At 50.1% G+C, this 19608-nt stretch carries 19 protein-coding genes; 18 read left to right on the forward strand and 1 reads right to left on the reverse strand.

Annotated elements, in window-relative coordinates:
* Window positions 1-4 precede the first annotated feature (4 nt).
* The 14 genes from AAFH98_RS02270 (at window position 5) to AAFH98_RS02335 (ending at window position 14867) form a co-directional block, all read left to right on the forward strand.
* The gene (locus tag AAFH98_RS02270) at window positions 5-7258 is read left to right on the forward strand and encodes a helicase-related protein (RefSeq protein WP_342521050.1); all 7254 of its coding nucleotides are present in this window, start codon (window positions 5-7) and stop codon (window positions 7256-7258) included.
* 96 nt (window positions 7259-7354) lie between these two features.
* Window positions 7355-7798 (forward strand): hypothetical protein, encoded by a 444-nt coding sequence (locus AAFH98_RS02275; RefSeq protein WP_342521051.1) that lies wholly within the window; start codon window positions 7355-7357, stop codon window positions 7796-7798.
* Between the two features lie 107 nt (window positions 7799-7905).
* Entirely contained in the window at window positions 7906-8526 is a 621-nt protein-coding gene (locus AAFH98_RS02280) for a hypothetical protein (RefSeq protein WP_342521052.1), read from the forward strand.
* 73 nt (window positions 8527-8599) lie between these two features.
* Window positions 8600-9379, forward strand: coding sequence for a hypothetical protein (locus tag AAFH98_RS02285; protein ID WP_342521053.1), 780 nt, complete (start codon window positions 8600-8602; stop codon window positions 9377-9379).
* A gap of 2 nt (window positions 9380-9381) precedes the next feature.
* Window positions 9382-9801, forward strand: coding sequence for a hypothetical protein (locus AAFH98_RS02290; RefSeq protein WP_342521054.1), 420 nt, complete (start codon window positions 9382-9384; stop codon window positions 9799-9801).
* 1 nt (window position 9802) lies between these two features.
* The gene (locus AAFH98_RS02295) at window positions 9803-10354 is read left to right on the forward strand and encodes a hypothetical protein (protein ID WP_342521055.1); all 552 of its coding nucleotides are present in this window, start codon (window positions 9803-9805) and stop codon (window positions 10352-10354) included.
* Window positions 10320-11810, forward strand: a complete 1491-nt coding sequence (locus AAFH98_RS02300) for a glycosyltransferase family protein (protein WP_342521056.1) — start codon at window positions 10320-10322, stop codon at window positions 11808-11810. Before AAFH98_RS02295 ends, AAFH98_RS02300 begins: the two co-directional genes overlap by 35 nt.
* The gene (locus AAFH98_RS02305) at window positions 11810-12370 is read left to right on the forward strand and encodes a transglycosylase SLT domain-containing protein (protein ID WP_342521057.1); all 561 of its coding nucleotides are present in this window, start codon (window positions 11810-11812) and stop codon (window positions 12368-12370) included. Before AAFH98_RS02300 ends, AAFH98_RS02305 begins: the two co-directional genes overlap by 1 nt.
* Before the next feature lie 272 nt (window positions 12371-12642).
* A complete protein-coding gene (locus AAFH98_RS02310) occupies window positions 12643-12858 on the forward strand; it encodes a hypothetical protein (RefSeq protein WP_342521058.1) in 216 nt (71 codons plus the stop codon).
* 148 nt (window positions 12859-13006) lie between these two features.
* Window positions 13007-13168, forward strand: coding sequence for a hypothetical protein (locus AAFH98_RS02315; RefSeq protein WP_342521059.1), 162 nt, complete (start codon window positions 13007-13009; stop codon window positions 13166-13168).
* A 95-nt stretch (window positions 13169-13263) separates the two neighbouring features.
* Window positions 13264-13701, forward strand: coding sequence for a hypothetical protein (locus AAFH98_RS02320; protein WP_342521060.1), 438 nt, complete (start codon window positions 13264-13266; stop codon window positions 13699-13701).
* Window positions 13698-14057 carry a hypothetical protein gene (locus tag AAFH98_RS02325; protein WP_342521061.1) on the forward strand — a complete coding sequence of 120 codons (360 nt, stop codon included), beginning with the start codon at window positions 13698-13700 and terminating at the stop codon, window positions 14055-14057. The genes AAFH98_RS02320 and AAFH98_RS02325 overlap by 4 nt, the downstream gene beginning before the upstream one ends.
* Complete coding sequence (locus tag AAFH98_RS02330; protein ID WP_342521062.1) at window positions 14029-14496, forward strand: hypothetical protein; 468 nt, start codon at window positions 14029-14031, stop codon at window positions 14494-14496. The genes AAFH98_RS02325 and AAFH98_RS02330 overlap by 29 nt, the downstream gene beginning before the upstream one ends.
* The gene (locus AAFH98_RS02335; protein WP_342521063.1) at window positions 14493-14867 is read left to right on the forward strand and encodes a hypothetical protein; all 375 of its coding nucleotides are present in this window, start codon (window positions 14493-14495) and stop codon (window positions 14865-14867) included. Before AAFH98_RS02330 ends, AAFH98_RS02335 begins: the two co-directional genes overlap by 4 nt.
* A gap of 6 nt (window positions 14868-14873) precedes the next feature.
* On the opposite strand, the gene AAFH98_RS02340 is transcribed toward AAFH98_RS02335, so the two are convergent.
* Entirely contained in the window at window positions 14874-15404 is a 531-nt protein-coding gene (locus AAFH98_RS02340) for a signal peptidase II (RefSeq protein WP_342521064.1), read from the reverse strand.
* A 146-nt stretch (window positions 15405-15550) separates the two neighbouring features.
* Between AAFH98_RS02340 and AAFH98_RS02345 the strand changes: the two genes are divergently transcribed.
* From AAFH98_RS02345 to AAFH98_RS02360, 4 genes are all read left to right on the forward strand, one after another.
* On the forward strand, window positions 15551-15880 hold the full coding sequence (locus AAFH98_RS02345; RefSeq protein WP_073067830.1) for an ArsR/SmtB family transcription factor: 330 nt from the start codon (window positions 15551-15553) through the stop codon (window positions 15878-15880).
* 39 nt (window positions 15881-15919) lie between these two features.
* Window positions 15920-16711: a cation diffusion facilitator family transporter gene (locus tag AAFH98_RS02350; protein WP_342521066.1), complete on the forward strand. Its 792-nt coding sequence runs from the start codon at window positions 15920-15922 to the stop codon at window positions 16709-16711.
* Between the two features lie 86 nt (window positions 16712-16797).
* Window positions 16798-18339 carry a multicopper oxidase family protein gene (locus AAFH98_RS02355; protein ID WP_342521067.1) on the forward strand — a complete coding sequence of 514 codons (1542 nt, stop codon included), beginning with the start codon at window positions 16798-16800 and terminating at the stop codon, window positions 18337-18339.
* Window positions 18340-18343: 4 nt separating this feature from the next.
* Window positions 18344-19594, forward strand: a complete 1251-nt coding sequence (locus AAFH98_RS02360; protein WP_342521068.1) for an Lnb N-terminal periplasmic domain-containing protein — start codon at window positions 18344-18346, stop codon at window positions 19592-19594.
* The last annotated feature ends 14 nt before the right edge of the window (window positions 19595-19608 follow it).

Below are 19608 nucleotides of genomic sequence, written 5' to 3' on the forward strand. Positions count from 1 at the left end.
CCCCATGCGAGACAATCCGATTGTTACTCCTTTTGAAGACATTACAACTGAGGACTACCCCGGCATTTTTGGCGATTTTGATGGGGACGGGATCCCCAATGCTGACGATCCCAACCCACAACTGGCTGGCGACACCGAAACTGTCGAAGAAACCAAGCTTACCGACGAAATCAAACAGTTGATCGAATTGCGAGGGGACTACCAGCAGGCCTTGGACGAGGTAACCAGCAAGCTCAAAGGGCTGCAACCCGAAGCCACCGTAAAGGGCCGAGTAAAATCTCCCTATTCGGTCATCAATAAATTGCGTCGCAAGCGCATTAAAGGAAATATCAAGCAGGCTAATCCTGGTGAGCTCTATACTCAGGGGCTGACCGATATGGCCGGATGCATGATCGTACTGTCTGGTCAAACCGAGCTGAACCAGGTGGTAAAACAAATTGTATCAGGAGCAATCGGAGAAGTATTTGAACATGAAGATAAATACGCCGAACCCGTCGGTGGCTATCGAGCGCATCACTTCATCGTGATGGCTGGGGAGGCCGGAGATATTCCCGTCGAGATTCAGGTAAAAACGCAGCGGATGGCACAAATTGCAAGTGCCGCCCACATGCCGTACAAAAATGGCAGACTCAATACCCAACGAATGAACCAGCTCACCGACCTGGCCTGGCAAGCTGATCAAGGTGATGAGCAGGCAGCCAGTTCTATCGACTCCCTCCTTGGAAATCCAGAAAAACTGACCAGCAAATTGACGACCCGTGAGAATCCTTCGAGCGACCTCCAACAGCTCCAAGAGTCATTCACTGAAACCGTGATGAAACTGGCCCTGGCCTTTTCCCTCGATAAGTTTCCCACAGAGCACCGCGAGCAGGCATTGGAATTATTTCGAGATCACGGGCAAGTCATCGGCGTCGATTTTAACCAGGTTTTCTCGGCAGCCCAACAGGAAGCAAAAAAACCTGAAAAAGAAGACGATCAATCATACCAACCCTCCATGGATCGGCCGGGAGAAGCCAAATATGGAAGCCGTTTTTCCGGCATCCATCTGGAAAAACTTGCCCCCATTAAACTCTCGAAGTCCGAACGCCGGAAAGCCAACGAGGCGGCACTGGCCGTCTTGGAAAAAGAGGACCGGGCGATTACCGAATCGGACCTGGATCTGCTTCGCAGGTACACGGGCGCCGGTGGACTCGGATATGGCGAAGACGCAACCGGAACCGAACGCGGTCTGCTTAACGAGCATTACACCTCCTACCCGTTGGTCAAACTCATCTGGGATAAACTCCAAACCATGGGCGTGGATGGGGGCAACATTTTAGAACCCGGGGCGGGCGTAGGCAATTTTGCAGGCTTCCTTCCCAACCGCCAGACCTATCGCATGCTGATGGTCGAGCGTTCTGCAGTAAGCTCCCGCATTGCGGGGCTGCTATACCCGAGCCAGCTGGTCCGCCACGAAAACTTTGCCCAGACCGACCTGTCGCTATACAACTTGACCGGAGCCATAGGCAATGTCCCCTTTGGAGATATCAAAATTCATACCCAGCGAGACCCACTGGCTCCCCTTAATCCACGTATCCACGACTACTTTATCCTGAAGTCCCTGGACGCTCTTCAGCCCGGCGGGTTTCTAGCAGTGATTACTTCGGTCGGCACGATGGACAAGAAGGATCCGGCCATTCGACAGGCCATGGTCCAGCGCGCCCGATTTGTGGGTGCTTACCGGCTCCCGTCCACTGCATTCAAAGACAATGCCGATACACTGGTTACAACGGATCTGATCTTGTTTCAGAAATACCCCGATGTTGACGGCGAAACCCATCCTGACGTAAGCAGCGAATTAAATCAGCTCTTTGCCTACCAGGATCTCGCGGTAAGTATCACCGAACATAAGGACCAGTCTTACGGGGCCTATTATAATCCGTACTACCATAAATATCCCCAGCAGGTATTAGGTGAGCACATTCAGGGGCACGACATGCAGTTTTTGACCCGCATGGGCGTAAAAGGCCAAGTTGATGAGGCTTTGACCGGTAAGGTTCTTGGAGATGGTCTTCGCTTCCCATACCCGCTTCCGGGGAAGATGCCGTTCTACCGGATCCCCGATGAGGGCGTGCGCCTGGAGACGACCCGCGATTATTACGCCGGGAATATTGTCTACCATGATGAGAAATTCTACGAAAAACAGCGCCACTATTTCAAACCTGTTACCGTAGGTGGATCGGATAAAGCGGGTGACGGCCTTCGTGCCAAGATAAACTCGGCCTGCCAAATGCTAGACAAATACGATGATTTCGTAACGGCGCTGGCTCAAGACAGCAAGCAAAAAGAGCCGCTTCGCGGGGAGTTTAAGGAGCTACTCGAAAGCCACATCAATAGCTACGGCATTCCCGACGAAGACGAGGATATCCGCGAGGTATTTCGCTACGACAACCGGTTGTATAAGCTTACGACCTTTGTGAAACGCGATCCCATCAGCGGAGAGCTGGTCTATGCCGATATTATCGATGCCGACTCGATGTTCAACCGCAACTACGTACCAGCGGTTTCCGACTCAAATGACCTGGCCGAAATTGCCATGTACGGCCGCTCCATCGGCGAAGAGCTGACCCTTGATTTCTACCAGTCCACCTACAAAGGAGGCACAGCCAGCCGGACAGAACTTACTAAAGCAATCGAAAATCACCCTGACTTCTTTTACAATCCCGAGACCAATAATTACGAGTTTCGTTATCAATACCTGGCCGGTAATGTCCGCCGCAAGCTGGAAATAGCCGAAGACAATCAGCTGGAGAAAAATACCGAAGCCCTAAAGGCAGTTCTCCCGGAGTGGATTGATGCCTATAGCATTACCGTCGATCCGCGCCACATTTTCACCTACTTGCCAACGAAAGTCCTTACCCAGTGGATAAAAGATGAGCTGGGCTACCGAGACGTACATATCGGACTCGTCAAAGACAAAGCCGATCTTGGTAACCGCTTCTATATGAAACTTCGCAAAGGCGGGCGGTATATTAAAAATGGAGAAGAAACGGCCGATGACTGGAACCAAGGTTGGGGCGAGACGCCGTTTAGCAAGATTATTAATAACTATATTCAAGATTCCAGCTTCCCGCTGGTCTTCTACGACGAGGACGACAACGTGCTCCCGAATATGACGCTCAAACGAGCCGAAGAAAAAGGCTTTACAGCTTTGATCGAGCGTTCCCGTGCCAAACAGCGCACCCATAACGACCAGATGCTCACGCGCGTGCCCCAAAAGTTCAACCAATGGGTACGCACCAAAGCCTCTACCGAAATTCGTGAACTCATTGAGCAGGCCTATAACCACGAGTATAATGCTCATATCAACCCTCAATTTGATGGAGCCACTCTTCGAGTGCGCGGGATGTCGGACACCTTCTATGGCGTCAAAGATTTTGCGGTGTACAAACACAACCGCGCAGTGGCCGAAAAGTTGGTTTGGAACGGGCGCGGAGCCAACTGCCACGACGTCGGCGCCGGTAAAACGCTCTCGGCCATTATTACCTCCCAGGTTCTGCTGCAACAGGGCGCTTGCCACAAACCGATGTTTGTGGTGCCCGGCAAAGTACAGGAAAAGTGGGTCGAAGAGTACGCCATGCTGTTCCCGGAAGCCAAAATCCTCAATATGAAAATGACGGGCTCCGAACGCCACAAGGAACTCACTATGGCCCAGCTTTACAACTGGGATGCGATCTTTATTGCTGACCATGCGTTCAAGAGTCTGCCGCTATCTCCATCGGTGCAACAGAATATGTACAGCGAGCGCGTAGAATACTTTGATCAGATGATTGATAGTTTCGACGAGCTTATCGAAGAAGATGATGCCCTCAGCTCCACGGCCAAAAAGTCGATGGTCACGCGCCTGGAGAAGATGAAAGAAGAATGGGAGGCCAAGCTCCGCAATGTAGCAAGTGCGAAGCGACTAGACACCGACATCTTTTTTGACGAGCTCGGTGTGGACGCCCTGTTCTTTGACGAGGCCCACTTTTACAAAAACGCGCTGGGCAGCGCCAAAGCGGCCAAGCTCGGCATTGCCGCTAATAAACCCTCCCAGAGAGCCGAAGACGCCCTCCAAAAAACGAAATGGCTGTTTTCCAAAATAGGCTTTAAAAACGTCTTTGTCTTGACTGCTACGCCAGTCGTGAATTCCCCGGTGGAGGTATGGCACATGCTCAACCTCTGCGCCCCGGACCTGCTCGAAAAATACCAGATTGCCAACTTAGACAACTTTATCAACCAGTTTGTCCGCGAGGAAGAAAAGATCGTCAAAAAGACCAACGGCGAATACCGAACCGAGCGCGTAGTGGCCGGATACTATAACCTCCCAGAAATGCGGGCGATTATCGACGAGGTTATGGACATCAAAAGCTATGACCAACTAGTGGGATTCTACGAGAAGTTTCCAGACCTGCTCAAAGATGATAACGGTAACCTTGTAAAAGATGAACAGGGCCAAACTAAAGTGTTAAAGCCAAAGTTCAAGCGCCCCGAGGCCGAAACCAAACAGCAGGTTATTGAGCCCAGCGAAATTCACAAATTGTTATTCGACGATATCATCCTCCGGGCCGATAACATCTTGGACTGCATGCGCCAACGCGGATGCCAGACCAAAGACAATTTCCTGGTCATTACCGGCGATGGCAGCAAAATTGCGACCGATCTGCGCGTCTATGACCACAGCTTCGCGGGCGTAGATGGCAAGTTTATGAAGCTCGGAGCACTGGTGAATAACGTCACCCAAAGTTATACTACCCGCGCAAACCCTGCTCCTAGCAGAGTACCGGAAAGCATTTATGGCGATTATTTTTCCAAAGTAACATCTGCCCCAGCCAGAGAAAATCCGAACCCATACTTTGGCCAACCCCGCCACACCCTCATTAAAGAACTCAAATCTCTGGGATACTTCGAAGAGGTAGCCGGTGAAATTGAAGCCACCGAAGGAGACCTCCACGCAGTGCCCGTCGGCAAACAATTCTTGTTCAATAAAATCGAAAAACAGCGTGAGTTGCTTTCCGACGGGTCGGACGCCATGGAAGAAACCTTTGACCGAGCGGTGATGATTGTCGAGGCCCTGTCTGGGACCCGCGAAAATCCGGCTGCCCCATCCTTTCGCAACCAAATCATCTTCTGCGACTGGATCTCCGTAGAAGGCCAAAAAGGCGGAAGCTACCACCAGCTTATTAAGCAAGAATTGGCAAAAGCAGGTATTCCGGCCAAAGAAATCGCCATTATTAACGGATCGATTATTGGCACCAACCCCAAAGGCGGCGACTATTTTGTCTCTTCATCCGACGATAAGGAAGCCCTCAAAAAAGAGGTGCAGGACGATTTCAATATTGGCAAGTACCGAGTGCTGATTGGCAACCAATCCATCGCCGAAGGCATGAACCTGCAAAAATGGACCACCGACCTGCATCATATGGACGTGCCCTACACGCCCTCCCAGATTCAGCAGCGCAACGGGCGCGGGCTCCGGCAGGGCAACCAACACGGGAAAGTGAACATCCATTTTTATCTGATGAAGGACTCTTTTGATCAGTACCGCCTGGAGCTGGTCAGCAAGAAGCAAAGCTGGATCGACGAACTCTTCTTTGGCGACGGTCGGGAAACCTCTGCCGACTCCGAGGGAGAGTCTCTGGAATACGAGCAGATGGTGGCCGCCACCAACTCCGATCCCCGAGTCAAAGAATTCTTCCAATCCAAAGCCCAAACCAAGGTATTGAAGGCCCGCATCGACTCCCTGCTAAGCGAGACACAGCGTCTGGAGTCTTCCCTTGGGCAAGCAAGCCAGGACGTGACCAAACGTTCCGAGCGAATGGAGTCTGCTATCCAAAGAGAACAAGCACTAATTGATTCAAAACTACCAACTTCAGCCACCGAAGCCCTTGACCAAGGACTCATTCGCATCGGCTGGTTAGACTACAGCGGGGAGATCGGAACCATTGAAAACAACTTGTCTTCCGACGGCAAACGCATTCCCCGGTTCCGCCACGAGCTGGCTTTGGAAGTGCCCAAAAATAACGCCAATGGCCGGGTGCTGTTTAACCTGATTCCTGATCCGAACGCACCTAATCGAAGTTTCTACAACAAGATTAAGTGGAGCTCCATCAAGCAGATGGCCGGCGACCAGCTAAATAACCAATTTGGCTGGGGTATGGATGAGCCCGTCCAATCGGGCCAAAGCCTGGCGGGCAACAAAGGGAATATTATTGCGGACGAATCTGACTTTTACGCCCATTACGAGATAGATATCGAGGCCGAAAAACAGAAAACGGGCCACGACGAAGCCGAAGTAACCTACGATCAGATCAAGCAGCAGCTGGGCATGTACAAGACCGAGCGGTGGCTGCCGATTATCAAGCGTAAGCTGGCGGGGCTCTTCCTGGCCCTGGAACGAGGCTGGCAGCAATCGGCCCAGGCCCGTATTCAACAAATCACCTCAGAGCTGAAACGATCGGAGAAAACCTTGCGAGAACTGGAGGCTACCCACCAGCAAACCCAAAAAGAGTTGGAGCAAGCCCAATTGGATCTCACCTCCAACCAAAACACCGTAACCAAATTGCAAGATGTGGTCAATGAGCTGGTCAAGACCAAATTTTCTGACCGTACGGAACTTTATGAAGAACTGAATCGGATAGCTCCCACCTATGGGGTGAAAGGAACCGTTCGCGTGCGTGAGGTTGGTATTTATCGCGATAGTTCACCGGAGGAAAAAATACGCCCGAATCGATCTAGTAAACAGACAACGAAATCTCTCCCCATGCCTCTGAAAACCTTATTTGGCGACCCACTGGTGTACGCGGGCTCCGTTGGTGAACTGGAGTTTATTGACACCAAAGGATTTATGCAGCGCATACTTTCTGAGGATGAGGATCTAGCAATGGTTATCGACGCCGAGGGAACCACGCTGTTTGCCTTCCCGACCCAGCGCATGAAGCTTCTAAAAGGAGCCTTTGACAACGGAGATGCCGAACAGATGTACCAGGAGTTCCACCATTTCCCGGCCGACGGCTACGACTACGAACTATTTCCACCGGCTGATGCTGACCTCGTCTCCATCGGTCACGCCGAGCGCATCATGTACAGCAGCGACAAGGTGATCTACTCGGGCGACAAGAAAGGAGACGACCACCATTATTACCACTATTTCGACGACGGCAAGCGTCCTGTCTTTCAATATGGAGACGTATATATCATTACGAACCTGAATATTGACGGCCGAGGCATCCTTAATTAACCCTTATCGAACCGACCTATGACCCAACGAATATTTGCAAAAAATCCAACTCACTTGGATGTAATCGAAAACCCAACAACCCCAAAACCTGCAACTATGGCAAAACAACTAACAACCGAAAAAGCTGTCAGCGAATTTAAGCAGCAGCTTATCACTGCCGGATACATTGTGGGCGGCCAGGCAATTGGTGCGCAGCTTAATGGGCTGGCCGTACCCGCTATCCTTGGCGGAAGCTCGGCTACCGTCCAGCAAGCGGCCCGCGTTGGCCTCCCGCTCACCCTCGGCATGGCCTTTACCATGTTCACCAAAAACAAACACCTTCGTGGCCTAGCCATGGGACTCGGCGTGCAAGGCGTGATGGAGCTGATCAAGTTCGTCATGCCCGACTGGACCCCCTCCCAGGGCCTTATGGAAGGAAGCGACTACCTGTGGGATGAGGAGAACTTAACTCCCCAACCCACGCCACCAGTGCAACTTCCCGTGGAAACCGGCCACGTCTCTCAAATCGAAACCGTATTTGAAGATACCGTGGAGGTGTAATTGGCAACCCATTTTTCTCATAGCTCTTGCTGACTAGGGACTGCCTGCGGGAACAAGCAGTAGGCCACAACGGCCCCACTTACAACCCTTTTAACTAACAACGAACTATGAGTAACCAAATTTCTAAAAAAGCTATTGTCCCCGCCAGCGCGCGCATCAAAACCTATTTTGATACCCAGCAAGTCACCCAAAACGGCGCTGTCGTTAACTTCTTTCCGCCCAACTCGACGCGGAAAATCACCCGCAACAATTACGTAGGTAATCCCTTCCCGGGCGAACTCAAGCGACGTATCCTCGCGCTTTCCTTCGAGGTGACCAAGCAATTCATCGAGGACGATGAGGCCAACGGCATCGATGCCCGCGGGATCGTCAACTCGCTAAAAGATGCGGGCGTCATTTTACAGGCCGATAATGACAACAAAGAGTTCCTGCGCGTGCCCATCTCCAAGCATTCCAACTTTTCCGGCACCGACGTTCAGTTGGTAGCTGGCACGGCGAATACCGTAGATGCTCCGGTGGTCTTCAAGCGCATCGCTTCTCTTAAATCCGCTGACGAGTACCGCTTGGCCGATCCATTCGATCTGGCGGTCAATCAGACCTTGTCACTGTCAGTTCACTTCGAGGACTCCTCGGTGTTCCCCAGTGACGAAAACTGGACGACTTCTGGCCAAGGCTTGCTGTACCTGCGCGCCAGTATTGTCGTAGCTGAAATGAAGCCCGAAAAATAACCTCTCTAACCGGCAGCGGCCCGGGGCCGTTGCCGGTTATTCAATATTGCTCTAATCCTTTAATACATCAGCGATGAAGATTGTAAAGAACTTTATTCCACCAACCGAGTCCAGCCCCTTTAATCCGGCCAAAGCTATCCAGCTACAAGCTGGGGAAACCGGACATGTTATGATGAATGGCATGGGCGGAGAAAGTTTCGGCGTCCGAAAGATATTACCCTATGCCCCTAACATGAATAAGGTGTTTGTCTCCGCTCGACTTAATGAAGATCTGTACCTGTTTCGTGACCTACAGCTTGCTGTAGTCCACCGGCTTTTCCAGCGCATCGATGGCCTGCTTGCTCCATTTATCATTCAGAAAAGCAACAGCCTCGTCTTTGAGCTTACCAATACCCACAGCGCCCCACAGACCATCAATATTGAAGTGATCGGATTCGATCATTTTGGGCTGGCTAAACTCACCGCGATTTACGAGGAAATCGGTTCCCCGATGCCACAACCACGCTTTTTGTATGGGCAAGCGAGCTTGCCGTCAGGGGCTGTGAATATTGACCTGGGTGTCAAGGCTAAGAGCATTGACGTGGAAGCCCGACGCCTGGCCATGAGCAGCGACCGACCCGGTGATATCACCGCCAGCCTAAAGGTATATAATACCACCATCCGCAATGAAGTATTTGTCGAGCAGCTCAATGATGAGTTCAGCCAATTCTATGCCAACGTGCCGTTTATCGTTGGTTCAAACATGCCATTTCAGGTGTATGCGTCCAACAAAGGCCCCTCGCAGGCCAACGTAAGTTTCCTCTGTGAAGCATACGCTGTCCAACAAGCTGATAGCAAACCACTGGAGGTATAACTATGTGGAACGCCTTAATCGCATCTCTCTGCGAGCTGACCCAAAAGCTGGATACGCTATTGCTTGAACTTCGTGGTAATAATATCTCAGTGGGCTTGCAGGGAAGCAGGCGAATTGGAACCTCTATTTCGCCGGTATTAAAACAAACCACCAATCCCGTAAAATTGGTTAACTCGAATCCGATGCGTCTGGGTGTCATCATCCATAATAGCAGCGATGGAGAATTTATGATTGCCCTGGATGAGAACCGTATTGACGGGCGCTATTATACCTTCAAACTCAAGCCTGGCGAAACGCTCCACATGGACGAACGCCAGTTCAAAGAACTCTACAAAGGTGGCATGATGGGCCTGTGGGATGAGGATTCCGGAGCCCTAGAAACCTCGAAAGCCCTCGTAACCGAAATCTTCTGGAGCGCCTGACATGAGCGAAATTACCGGTAAAGAGTTTAGCGAAGGATTTAAAATGCGGGTCGTCAGCGGCATGCTGGTTGACGGCTCCATCCAGGTTTCGTGGGCTACCGGCAAAAAAGCCTCCTCCCAAATGGACTGGGGCTTGGATCCGGAAAATCTGGCTACGACTCCTGAATATCATCGGGAGCCGTCAGAGATGCTGCGTTATCATACGCTCTACTTCCCGATCACCTATCTGGATGCCCGGCACTATTTCCGGGTGCGTTCCAAGACAGCAGGTGGCCAAATTGGTCAATCTCGAATTTACTCGGTCATTACCCCCGACGATGTCCAGCGGACAACACAGTCTCCGACTGGCCAGGTCATCCTAGAACTGCAACCCATCGACGACCATGAAGATATCTTTTTCTGCTATCCGGAGACGAGTATCCGAGCGGACCACCAACCCGAAGCAACGTCACAAACCCTAACGAGTGAACTGCACACAGATGAAAACGTGTCAGAGCTGACGGGAGCCGCCAGCAGCAATGCCACGACTAACCCCATTACCATTATCACCTAACTCCATGAATACTATCAATCAAACTCTCTCCATTGGCACCCCGAAATCGGGAATGGACCTGTTTTGCAATGTTAGCATCGACGGGCAGCATCTGTTTCGGATGCACTGCGAGTCCTTCGTGGGCAACCTCCTGCGTGATGTCCACGGGATGATGCACGGCGGCAAAACCAATCGCCTGATTAGCCCCGGGGACGATTACGTGCAGGATGGGAAGATTACCTCCCTGCATATCGTCAATGGGGCGCTGGAAATTTATAGCCAGTACTATCTGGAATACATATTTAACGGCATGCACGGGGTCAATCCCAACGGCGAGGAGCCGGTGTGGGTACATATCTGGGGATGCAGCTCGGTCCCGCAAATCAATGGCACTTGGCAGGTTGAAAGCACGCACGGCGACTATTATATCCGCCTCAAAGACGCTCCCACGGACATTGATCCCGCAACTTATGTCGCCGACCAGGCGCAAGTCATTGCCAAGCACTATCATCCCATTACGACTACCGAAAGCTACTGCCCACCCTTTCGTGTCATTTTGCCAACTATTGGACAAGGCAGCCGCCCCGTAAGTATCTCTGATGTAGGGCTTCATAATCCCATTGACGCGCTGCTGGCTCGGGGCGCGCGATCGGTTTCGGGGGTGGTTACCGACCAGCAGAAAAGCGTCTTTACCGTATCGGCCCCATTTACCAACGACTCCGGAGGTGACCTGGCTATCACAGAAATGGGACTGATGACACATATCAATGTCAACCGCCATGAAATTAACACTATTGCTACCCTCTATGCCCGTGACGTGTTGCCTGCAGCTCTGAACCTTCCAAATGGCAAAACGCTGACCTTGGATTATGAATGCCGTTTTGAGCTGGAAAACTTCAATCAGGATACTAACCTCAATGGTTCCAACGGGGGATTCACCGCTGAATTTGTGGGAGCACTACGAAAACAAGCGGTCGAAAACACCAATACCAACTGGCGGGACCTGATGTGTATCGGCGGGGGGGGAACCTCAATGACCTCCCTAGAGCGCCGGGCTTCGGAAGTCAATAAAGGGTGGCACCTGGGACTCCGGCTGGGCCAAAGCAACAAATTTGTCTCTATGACAGACGCTGACCTTTCTCCCGATGCCACGCAAGAGACTCCTTATAACCTCGGAGGTATCATCCATGGCAGCGGAGACGGGGAGCTCATCCATCACGGCATGCTCATTGACGACCAGGTGACGATTGATGAAGCTAACAATGAAGCATATTTCAACTTAGCTCGCGTATTTGAAAACCGGGGCACTACCGACATCACCATAAAAGAGGTAGGTATTTACGCCAACCGTGGGGATGACTATGACGAATGGATTCCAAAGCTGGTAGCCCGCCGGGCGCTTGCCCCAGCCGACCAATTTACCATCATGGCCGGACAGATGCGCAAGGTCAACTATAAGATCAAAATGGTTGTCTAATGGCCAGCTCAATTTCCTTGTCAACCGAACTTACCTACGTGCGCCTGCGCGGGCTAATGCCTTTCTTTACCGAAGCATCGAAGCGATATGGTATCCCTCTCATCTTGTTACTCGCTATCGCTTCCCGAGAAAGCCGAATGGGACTAGCCTTATCTGCTGATGGCACTGGAGATCATGGGAACGGCATCGGTATTATGCAAATCGACCGGCGATATCATCCTGAGTTTACCGACCGCCATAGCCCCTTTGACCACCAAGCCAATATTGATTATGGAGCCCAGTACTTGGCAAAACTTCTTCAGCAGTTTAACGGAAATACCGCCCGGGCCATAGCGGCCTATAACGCTGGTCCAAATAAAGTACGGACCGCTATTTACGCGGGGCTACCTCCGGATTCGGTAACCACCGGCCGAGACTACAGCCGCGATGTCCTGCAGCGAAAACAGCTTATCGGCCAGCTACTCGGCCTCTCCAAAGCCGTTAGCCTGTCGGCGTACCTGCTGCCATTAAGTGCCGTAGCCTTTCTTACCTACAACTATATCAACCCACAGAAATTATGACCACTGATTCCCATTATATCGATGCCGACGAGACCTATCCGGAGGGTTTAGGACGCCTGCCCGCTATTCGACACCAAAGGCTACGTCCCGCTATTGAAATCAGGACGCCCGTCAGAACCGTTTCTGGTTCTCGAAGACCCTCTCCAAAACCCAGAATAACCCCCATTATGAAGAGGCCGGTTCTGGATCCGGTCATTGAACACCGTAGTCCCATTCCGGCCCCTCGGCCTGTCACGGTTAAACCGGCCAGGAAACCACCTGTCACTACGAACGTGAAGACCCGACCCAAACAGAAGTCAACGGCAAAAACATCTTCTCAAAAGAAGAAACTGGCAACTAAATCGTTCGCGCAAAGCAGCTCACCAAGTACCAACAGTGGTTTTCTGGACGGGTCAATAACGATCGGTGGCATGCAGATCAAGAAAACACACGCCGCAGCAGGTGGGGCAACTATATCCGGCCTGTTGCTCTGGAAACTTCTCTTTTAACTCCATTCAACGATAACCAACTCATTACAACTCTATCATGGAACATACATTACATTCCTCCGACCAGTCATGCGGTTGCGGCTGCACAGATCACTCATTAGCGAATGGGTCCGGGTACCTGCAAAGCGATTGCGGATGCCAAACAGGCTTGGGTGAATCAAGCCAAGACAAAACCAACAGTGAGACCCAAGAAGATCTGATCAAGGAAGCCAAAAAGTACATCAACAGCGAAATACCAACGCCAGTAAAAGTAGTCGGCGGGCTGGCAGCCCTAGGCCTGTTGCTTATAGCCACAAGAGGTAAAAAGTAATGAATATCCAAGATTATAACGCACTGCTGGACAGTTACGGCAACCACTTCTCTATCGAAGAACTCGAAATCCAGGGTCCAGGAACCGTCAAGCGCATGGACATCGGATTTCTGCGTTCGTTTTTAGCATGGCGCCGATGGCACGGGCTGCCAACTCTTATCAGCTCTGCCTGGAGAAAGGGAGACCAAAAATCTCACGGCCACGGACTAGCTTTTGATGTATTGCTTTTTGACCAGTGGCTTTCCAGTCAAGTTTCAGAAATCCAACATTGGTTGCTTGCCACCACTTGGGGATTTAATGGCGTAGGCTTGTACTTTGATTGGATGTACACCAACAAAGAAGGTAACAAAGTACCGGCTATCGGTTTGCACGTGGACGGATGGGCAGGGAACGGCCATTCCCAGCGTCCGCTACGGTGGCTGCGAATCAACGGCCAGTATTACTACCAATCACTTGCCAGCGGCCACTTCTATTGCAAATCGAATAAGCAATCTTTAACGCTGGATGAGGCGATATGGAGATATGCCCCATGAACAACTCAAAAACGGATAGCTTTTTCAAAAAGTACAAAGAGCTGATTGTCACCACGATCATCTGCCTGTTTTTAACCGGAATCTATGATTCCATAAATAACCAGACCGCTGAAATCAAAAAGTGGTACCAGCTGATGATTGGCATCAATGAGAAAGTGAAAGTGCAGGCTGACAACCTCCATAGATTGGAAAAAAGCTTAGAAACCCATGCCCAGCATGCGGATGAACGATTCAAAGATCACAACAGGCGAATTCGCTCTATTGAATTCAAAACCATTCCCACCCAACTCCACCGGTATAAGTCTCTAATTAAGGAGGACACCTCTCATGCTGAAGATACTAAAACCAATTATTAAGGCTGTTCCCACCTTAATCAGTCTTTTCAAAAGCAAAACCCCTGAAAAGGGAAAAGGAATCGTAAAAAGTGGCATAGCCAGCCTCACAGTTTCAGGACTTATATCAACAGGAAAACTGTCTGCATCTGGTATTGATACAACCCTTTTGCTCATCCTCTCCATCCTAGAGATCATAGGATATCTCTATGGCATGATAGCCATTTCTTCAGGTGCGGCCCAAACCAACGGCATAGACCAGCTACTCCAAGGCCAGGGAGAAGGCCTACAAAAACAACAGGCAAAAAACCTGGGACGCCATTGGCTCAAACAGATCCAGAAGAACCAACATCAAAAGCTACCAGGCAACTCTTTGTTTGATGACGACCGCTCCGACCTACAAGTCAAAGCCATGGATATTTCCAAATACAAAACCCATAAACCTAATAAGAATAACCAATGATTACCTTCCTAACTTTTTTATTTACCACCATCCTGCTCCTTACCACCAGCGAATGGGTAACTAGTCTGCTCACTCCGAATAACCTAGCCGAAATAGGCGTGGTAATATTGGGAATAATCGCCGTTTCGGCCTCGGCTCAAATCCGAACCCTGTTTGAAAAATGCCAAGAGATTCTTCGCTTGTATGCCCGATACACCAACCCCACCAGCGAAGAAGGTAGAAAACTCTCTCCACAGGAAAAGGAGCGACTGCTTGATCTTTTTCTACATGAGTTGCGGATGGTAATTGAGCAATTTGGTGGGAAAATAGTTATTCGGATAGGTGGATTTATTAGGAAGGTGTTTGATAAGCTGTTTGGATATAAGGCATAACTGATTTCAGGCAGGGGAATGGTCGGTTAACGACTTATTTTGTTCTGATGGTTCCGGTAACAGGCGCCGATTAAACAATAATAGTAGAATGATAGAAGTGCTTATAAACACATCCGCCATATTGAAAATATAGGGGAATACCGGATCACCGCCAATGGAAAAGGTAAAGTACAGAAAGTCATTTACGCGACCCTGCAAGATATGTCCGTAGCCTTCTATTTTGGCCATAATCAGCCGGTCGATGATATTCCCCAGCGCTCCGCCCAGTATCAGTCCCATGCAGATAAGGTACCCGGGGGTTGCCTGGCTCAAATTCCTTGCTACGTATATAAAAATACCGGCGACCGCCACAATGGAAATCAGGCTGATAGCCCAGGTGGGAAACCAGTCAATTCCCAGCGCCATACCCGGATTTTGGGTGTAGGCAAAAATCAGCCAACCCGGAATGATTTCCAGGTTCTGCAGGGACGGGGTCGTACGAACCAGTTGTTTGGTGAGTTGATCGATGAGTGCCGCCAGCAGGACCGGCGCAAACAAAAACCACAATTTTTTTCTGTTCATAAGGGCTGATATTACAAATATATTGGGGTTAGAAGAATATCCGGTACAACGATTGGATCGTTATGTTGTTTTGAATAATATATAATTATATATTTATATAAACATAATTAATCAACCTTTTTATGCCTTCCATAACAGCTGAACCCGGCATCGAATTAAAATCGAAACTGTTCCGCGGCTTCTCCGACGGCTCCCGCCTTTCCATTTTAAAGATTTTGGTAGAGGGAGATACCACCGTGGGTGAGATCGTGGAACAGACCGGCCTGAGCCAGCCCAACGTGTCCAGTCACCTGCGCTGCCTCAGCGAGTGCGGACTTGCTCTAAGCCGCAGGGACGGCCGCCATATCTATTACCGGGCCAGCGATCCCCGCGTGCACAAAATCATACAGCTTGCTGAAGAACTGCTGGCCGACAGCGCCAAAGGAATCTACGAATGTACACGGTACGAGTAATACAGCCTTACCATACTATATTCCCTGAGTTAACAAACCATGAAGAAATCAACGTTTAAAATTACGCAAATGGATTGCTCTTCCGAAGAGCAACTGATTCGAATGAAACTGGAAGACATTGGAACTATACAATGGCTGGACTTTGATATTCCAAATCGTACACTGAGCGTTTATCATGAGGAAGGGATATCTGAAATAGACGATGCCCTTAACTCATTAAATCTAAATTCTTCCTTTGAAACGACGAAAAAAGTGATTGATATACCTTCTTCTAATAAGAAACAAGAGAAAAAGATATTGTGGTGGGTTCTGGGTATCAATGCGGTCTTTTTTGTCATAGAAATGACGGCCGGCTGGCTTGTCAACTCGATGGGCCTGATCGCAGATTCCCTGGATATGCTGGCAGATGCGTCCGTTTACGGGCTTAGCCTGTTTGCGGTAGGCAGTACCGTTGCAAGGAAAAAGAAGGTGGCAAAAATAAGCGGCTATCTCCAGATGGGATTGGCTTCTCTGGGATTTTTAGAAGTACTCCGCCGATTTATGGGCGTAGGCGAAACGCCTTTGTTTCAATGGATGATTATCATTGCCTCTGTAGCACTCGTCGCGAATCTCGTTACCCTTTGGCTCATAAATAAAGCTAAAAGTCAGGAAGCCCACATGAGGGCAAGCTCTATTTTCACTTCGAATGATATCATTGTAAATAGCGGCGTAATTACAGCCGGTATTCTGGTTTATTTTACAGGCTCTAAGTGGCCGGACTTAGTGATTGGAGCCGTCGTATTTTGTTTTGTAATGTGGGGTGCCATACGAATTTTAAGGTTATCTAAATAGAATATATACCGGTCTTAAATGGTCCAAGTTATATGTAAGCTTAATTCTACTAATTTCAATATGTAAAATAGCAAGGATATACTATTATGAAACGCAAAGAATTCCTTAAACTTTTGAGTATTGGTACCGGAGTGGCAACATTTTCACCAGGGCTGCTGGCCTGCACCTCGGACGGAAATACCGATCTGGCACTGCCTGACAACGCTTTTTCCCGTTCGCTGGTCTTCCCGGAAGAGATTCGCGCAAACGATTTTGAGCTGGCCGCCGAAACCGCCCGGCATACCCTGGCCGGAGATACGTCTTCGGATGTCTATACCCTCAACGGCTCGCTGCCCAGCCCCACCATCCGTGTAAAGAGGGGTGAAAGCCTGGCCATCGACTACCAAAACCGCATCGACCAAGAGAGCATTATTCACTGGCACGGGCTGATCGTCCCGCCCGACATGGACGGCCACCCTAAAGATGCTGTCCAGCCCGGACAAACCTACAACTACCGCTTCGATATTGACCAACGGGCCGGCACCTACTGGTACCACCCCCACCCCGACAAGCTGACCGGCCCGCAGGTGTACCGGGGGCTAGGCGGTCTTTTCATCATTGAAGATGAAGAGGAGCAGGCGTTGAATTTGCCGTCGGGAGACTACGAGTTGCCTTTGATCGTCCAGGATAAAAGATTCAACGACAGTGGACAGATGACCTACAACCTGAACAGAATGGACCGGCGGATGGGGTTCTTTGGAAATACCATACTGGTTAACGGCATGCAGGCACCCTACCACGAAGTAAGTAATCGTTTTTATCGGCTGCGCCTGCTGAACGGTTCGAATGCTCGCATTCTGGATTTTTCCTTTAGCGACGACAGCTCGTTTTATGTTATCGGAAGCGACGGGGGGCTGCACGACCGACCGTATGAAATCTCTTCCATTACCTTAACGCCGGGCGAACGGGCCGACCTGCTGGTGGACTTCAGCGGCTATGAAGCAGGAAAGAAGGTTCGCATGACCGCCGAGCCCCGAAACGGCATGGGCGGGATGATGAATGGTATGATGGACGGCGGAAGGAATGGAAATCGTTGGTGGAATCGTGGCCGGAGGCGAAATAACCGTGATAACGACGGTGGAAACATGTGCTGCGGTAGGGATGGTGCCGGGAATAGCGGCGGGGCTTTCCTGGAATTTCGTATCACCAACAAGGAAGAAGATTCCTTCCGGTTGCCGCAAGCCCTCACGGAGCTGTCGTTCCCCGATGAGGCCGACGCCGACCGCACCCGCCGCATCGACCTGACCATGGAGATGATGCGCGGGCCGGCTATCGACGGAAAGTTTTTTGAAATGCTGCGAGCGGACCAAACTGTGCAGCAGGGCGCCCTGGAGGTCTGGGAGTTTAATAACCGCACCGGGATGCCGCATCCCATGCATCTGCACGCCACCCAGTTTAAAGTGCTGGACCGCAGCCGGGGCAGTCTGGCCCCGCACGAGCGCGGCTGGAAAGACACGGTCCGCGTTGAACGCAGGGAAACCGTACGTATGCTTACCAAGTTCGATGCCGAAAAAGGCCTGTACGCATTTCACTGCCACAATCTGGAGCACGAAGACAACGGCATGATGGCCAATTTCGAGATTGTATAAAGTCATGCCCGTTTTAACTGTTGATCAATGTTTCATATACAAATACAAAAAGTTCTGCATCCTGCTGGCAGTATTTTTTGGGGTTTTAACCACTCCGCTTTGGGCACAGCAGGCACAGCTTTCGTCTGAGACTAAGGTAAGTCTTATCACAGCCTCACCGGGCGATGAACTCTATACAATTTTCGGCCACACCGCCCTGCGGATTACCGATCCGACCAATAACATCGACCGCACCTACAACTACGGCACCTTCGATTTTGATACCGAAGGCTTTTACCGGAAGTTTGCCCTTGGCAACCTGCAATATTTTCTTTCGGTAAACGAATACGAAAGGGCAAAACAAGCATACCTGAAGGCCGGACGCACCATTACTGAGCAGCGGCTCAATCTTAGCCTGGAGCAAACCCAACAACTGTTCCGCTATTTACAGACTAACGCCCGGCCCGAAAACCGGTACTACTCCTATGAGTTCTTTTATGACAACTGTACTACACGGGTCTATGACGCCATCAATGCAGTTGCGGGTGACGCGCTTCGATTTCAAGAGCCACTGAATCCGAAGCAGGAAAGTTTCCGGGAGTTTATCAATTCCTATCTGGAACCGGTGCCTTGGGTTAAACTGGGTGTTAATCTGGTACTGGGTCTTCCAACCGATGAAATTCCTTCAGGGTCAGAAATGCTATTTTTACCCAATCTTCTCAAAAAACGTTTTGCTAATGCCAAAATTCAAAATGCTGACACTTCTGTCGCTTTGGTCGATGATCAAACAATTTATACTCCCGCTAATAAAGCTGTCCTTAACCCGCCGGTCTTAACCCCTAAACTTGTTTTTTGGTCGTTGTTCGTTCTTGTGATACCACTTGGAATTGCTTTCTCTAATAAGCAATCTCTCTGGCGTTGGTTTGATTGCGTGCTCTTTGGGATTGTGGGCGGGATTGGATTTCTCATCCTAATTCTTTGGTTGTTTTCTGCGTATCCGACTACCACATGGAATGCCAATATAGTATGGACATTAATAGCTCCCATAATTCTATACGTAGTTATCCATAAAAAGAAATGCCGGTTACAAACATGGAAGTTGACAGAACCGGTCATCTTGGGAATTGTTTTCATGGCAATGACATTTTTATTAATTCATCAGGATATCCCGCCTGCCCTCTATCCCGTATTGGTTCTTTTAATTTTTAGAGGTTGGATGTGTTTTTTCATGAGTAAGCCAAAGTATGCTACCTTGTTAGAGGTCAACTCCAATTAATATTAACCCAGATA

The organism is Fodinibius sp. Rm-B-1B1-1, assembly GCF_038594945.1.
GTDB lineage: Bacteria > Bacteroidota > Rhodothermia > Balneolales > Balneolaceae > Fodinibius > Fodinibius alkaliphilus.

Coding starts and splice junctions, on each gene's coding strand:
- AAFH98_RS02270 (WP_342521050.1), top strand. CDS start 5: ATGCGAGACAATCCGATTGTTACTCCTTTTGAAGACATTACAACTGAG.
- AAFH98_RS02275 (WP_342521051.1), top strand. CDS start 7,355: ATGGCAAAACAACTAACAACCGAAAAAGCTGTCAGCGAATTTAAGCAG.
- AAFH98_RS02280 (WP_342521052.1), top strand. CDS start 7,906: ATGAGTAACCAAATTTCTAAAAAAGCTATTGTCCCCGCCAGCGCGCGC.
- AAFH98_RS02285 (WP_342521053.1), top strand. CDS start 8,600: ATGAAGATTGTAAAGAACTTTATTCCACCAACCGAGTCCAGCCCCTTT.
- AAFH98_RS02290 (WP_342521054.1), top strand. CDS start 9,382: ATGTGGAACGCCTTAATCGCATCTCTCTGCGAGCTGACCCAAAAGCTG.
- AAFH98_RS02295 (WP_342521055.1), top strand. CDS start 9,803: ATGAGCGAAATTACCGGTAAAGAGTTTAGCGAAGGATTTAAAATGCGG.
- AAFH98_RS02300 (WP_342521056.1), top strand. CDS start 10,320: ATGCCACGACTAACCCCATTACCATTATCACCTAACTCCATGAATACT.
- AAFH98_RS02305 (WP_342521057.1), top strand. CDS start 11,810: ATGGCCAGCTCAATTTCCTTGTCAACCGAACTTACCTACGTGCGCCTG.
- AAFH98_RS02320 (WP_342521060.1), top strand. CDS start 13,264: ATGGACATCGGATTTCTGCGTTCGTTTTTAGCATGGCGCCGATGGCAC.
- AAFH98_RS02325 (WP_342521061.1), top strand. CDS start 13,698: ATGAACAACTCAAAAACGGATAGCTTTTTCAAAAAGTACAAAGAGCTG.
- AAFH98_RS02330 (WP_342521062.1), top strand. CDS start 14,029: ATGCTGAAGATACTAAAACCAATTATTAAGGCTGTTCCCACCTTAATC.
- AAFH98_RS02335 (WP_342521063.1), top strand. CDS start 14,493: ATGATTACCTTCCTAACTTTTTTATTTACCACCATCCTGCTCCTTACC.
- AAFH98_RS02345 (WP_073067830.1), top strand. CDS start 15,551: ATGCCTTCCATAACAGCTGAACCCGGCATCGAATTAAAATCGAAACTG.
- AAFH98_RS02350 (WP_342521066.1), top strand. CDS start 15,920: ATGAAGAAATCAACGTTTAAAATTACGCAAATGGATTGCTCTTCCGAA.
- AAFH98_RS02355 (WP_342521067.1), top strand. CDS start 16,798: ATGAAACGCAAAGAATTCCTTAAACTTTTGAGTATTGGTACCGGAGTG.
- AAFH98_RS02360 (WP_342521068.1), top strand. CDS start 18,344: ATGCCCGTTTTAACTGTTGATCAATGTTTCATATACAAATACAAAAAG.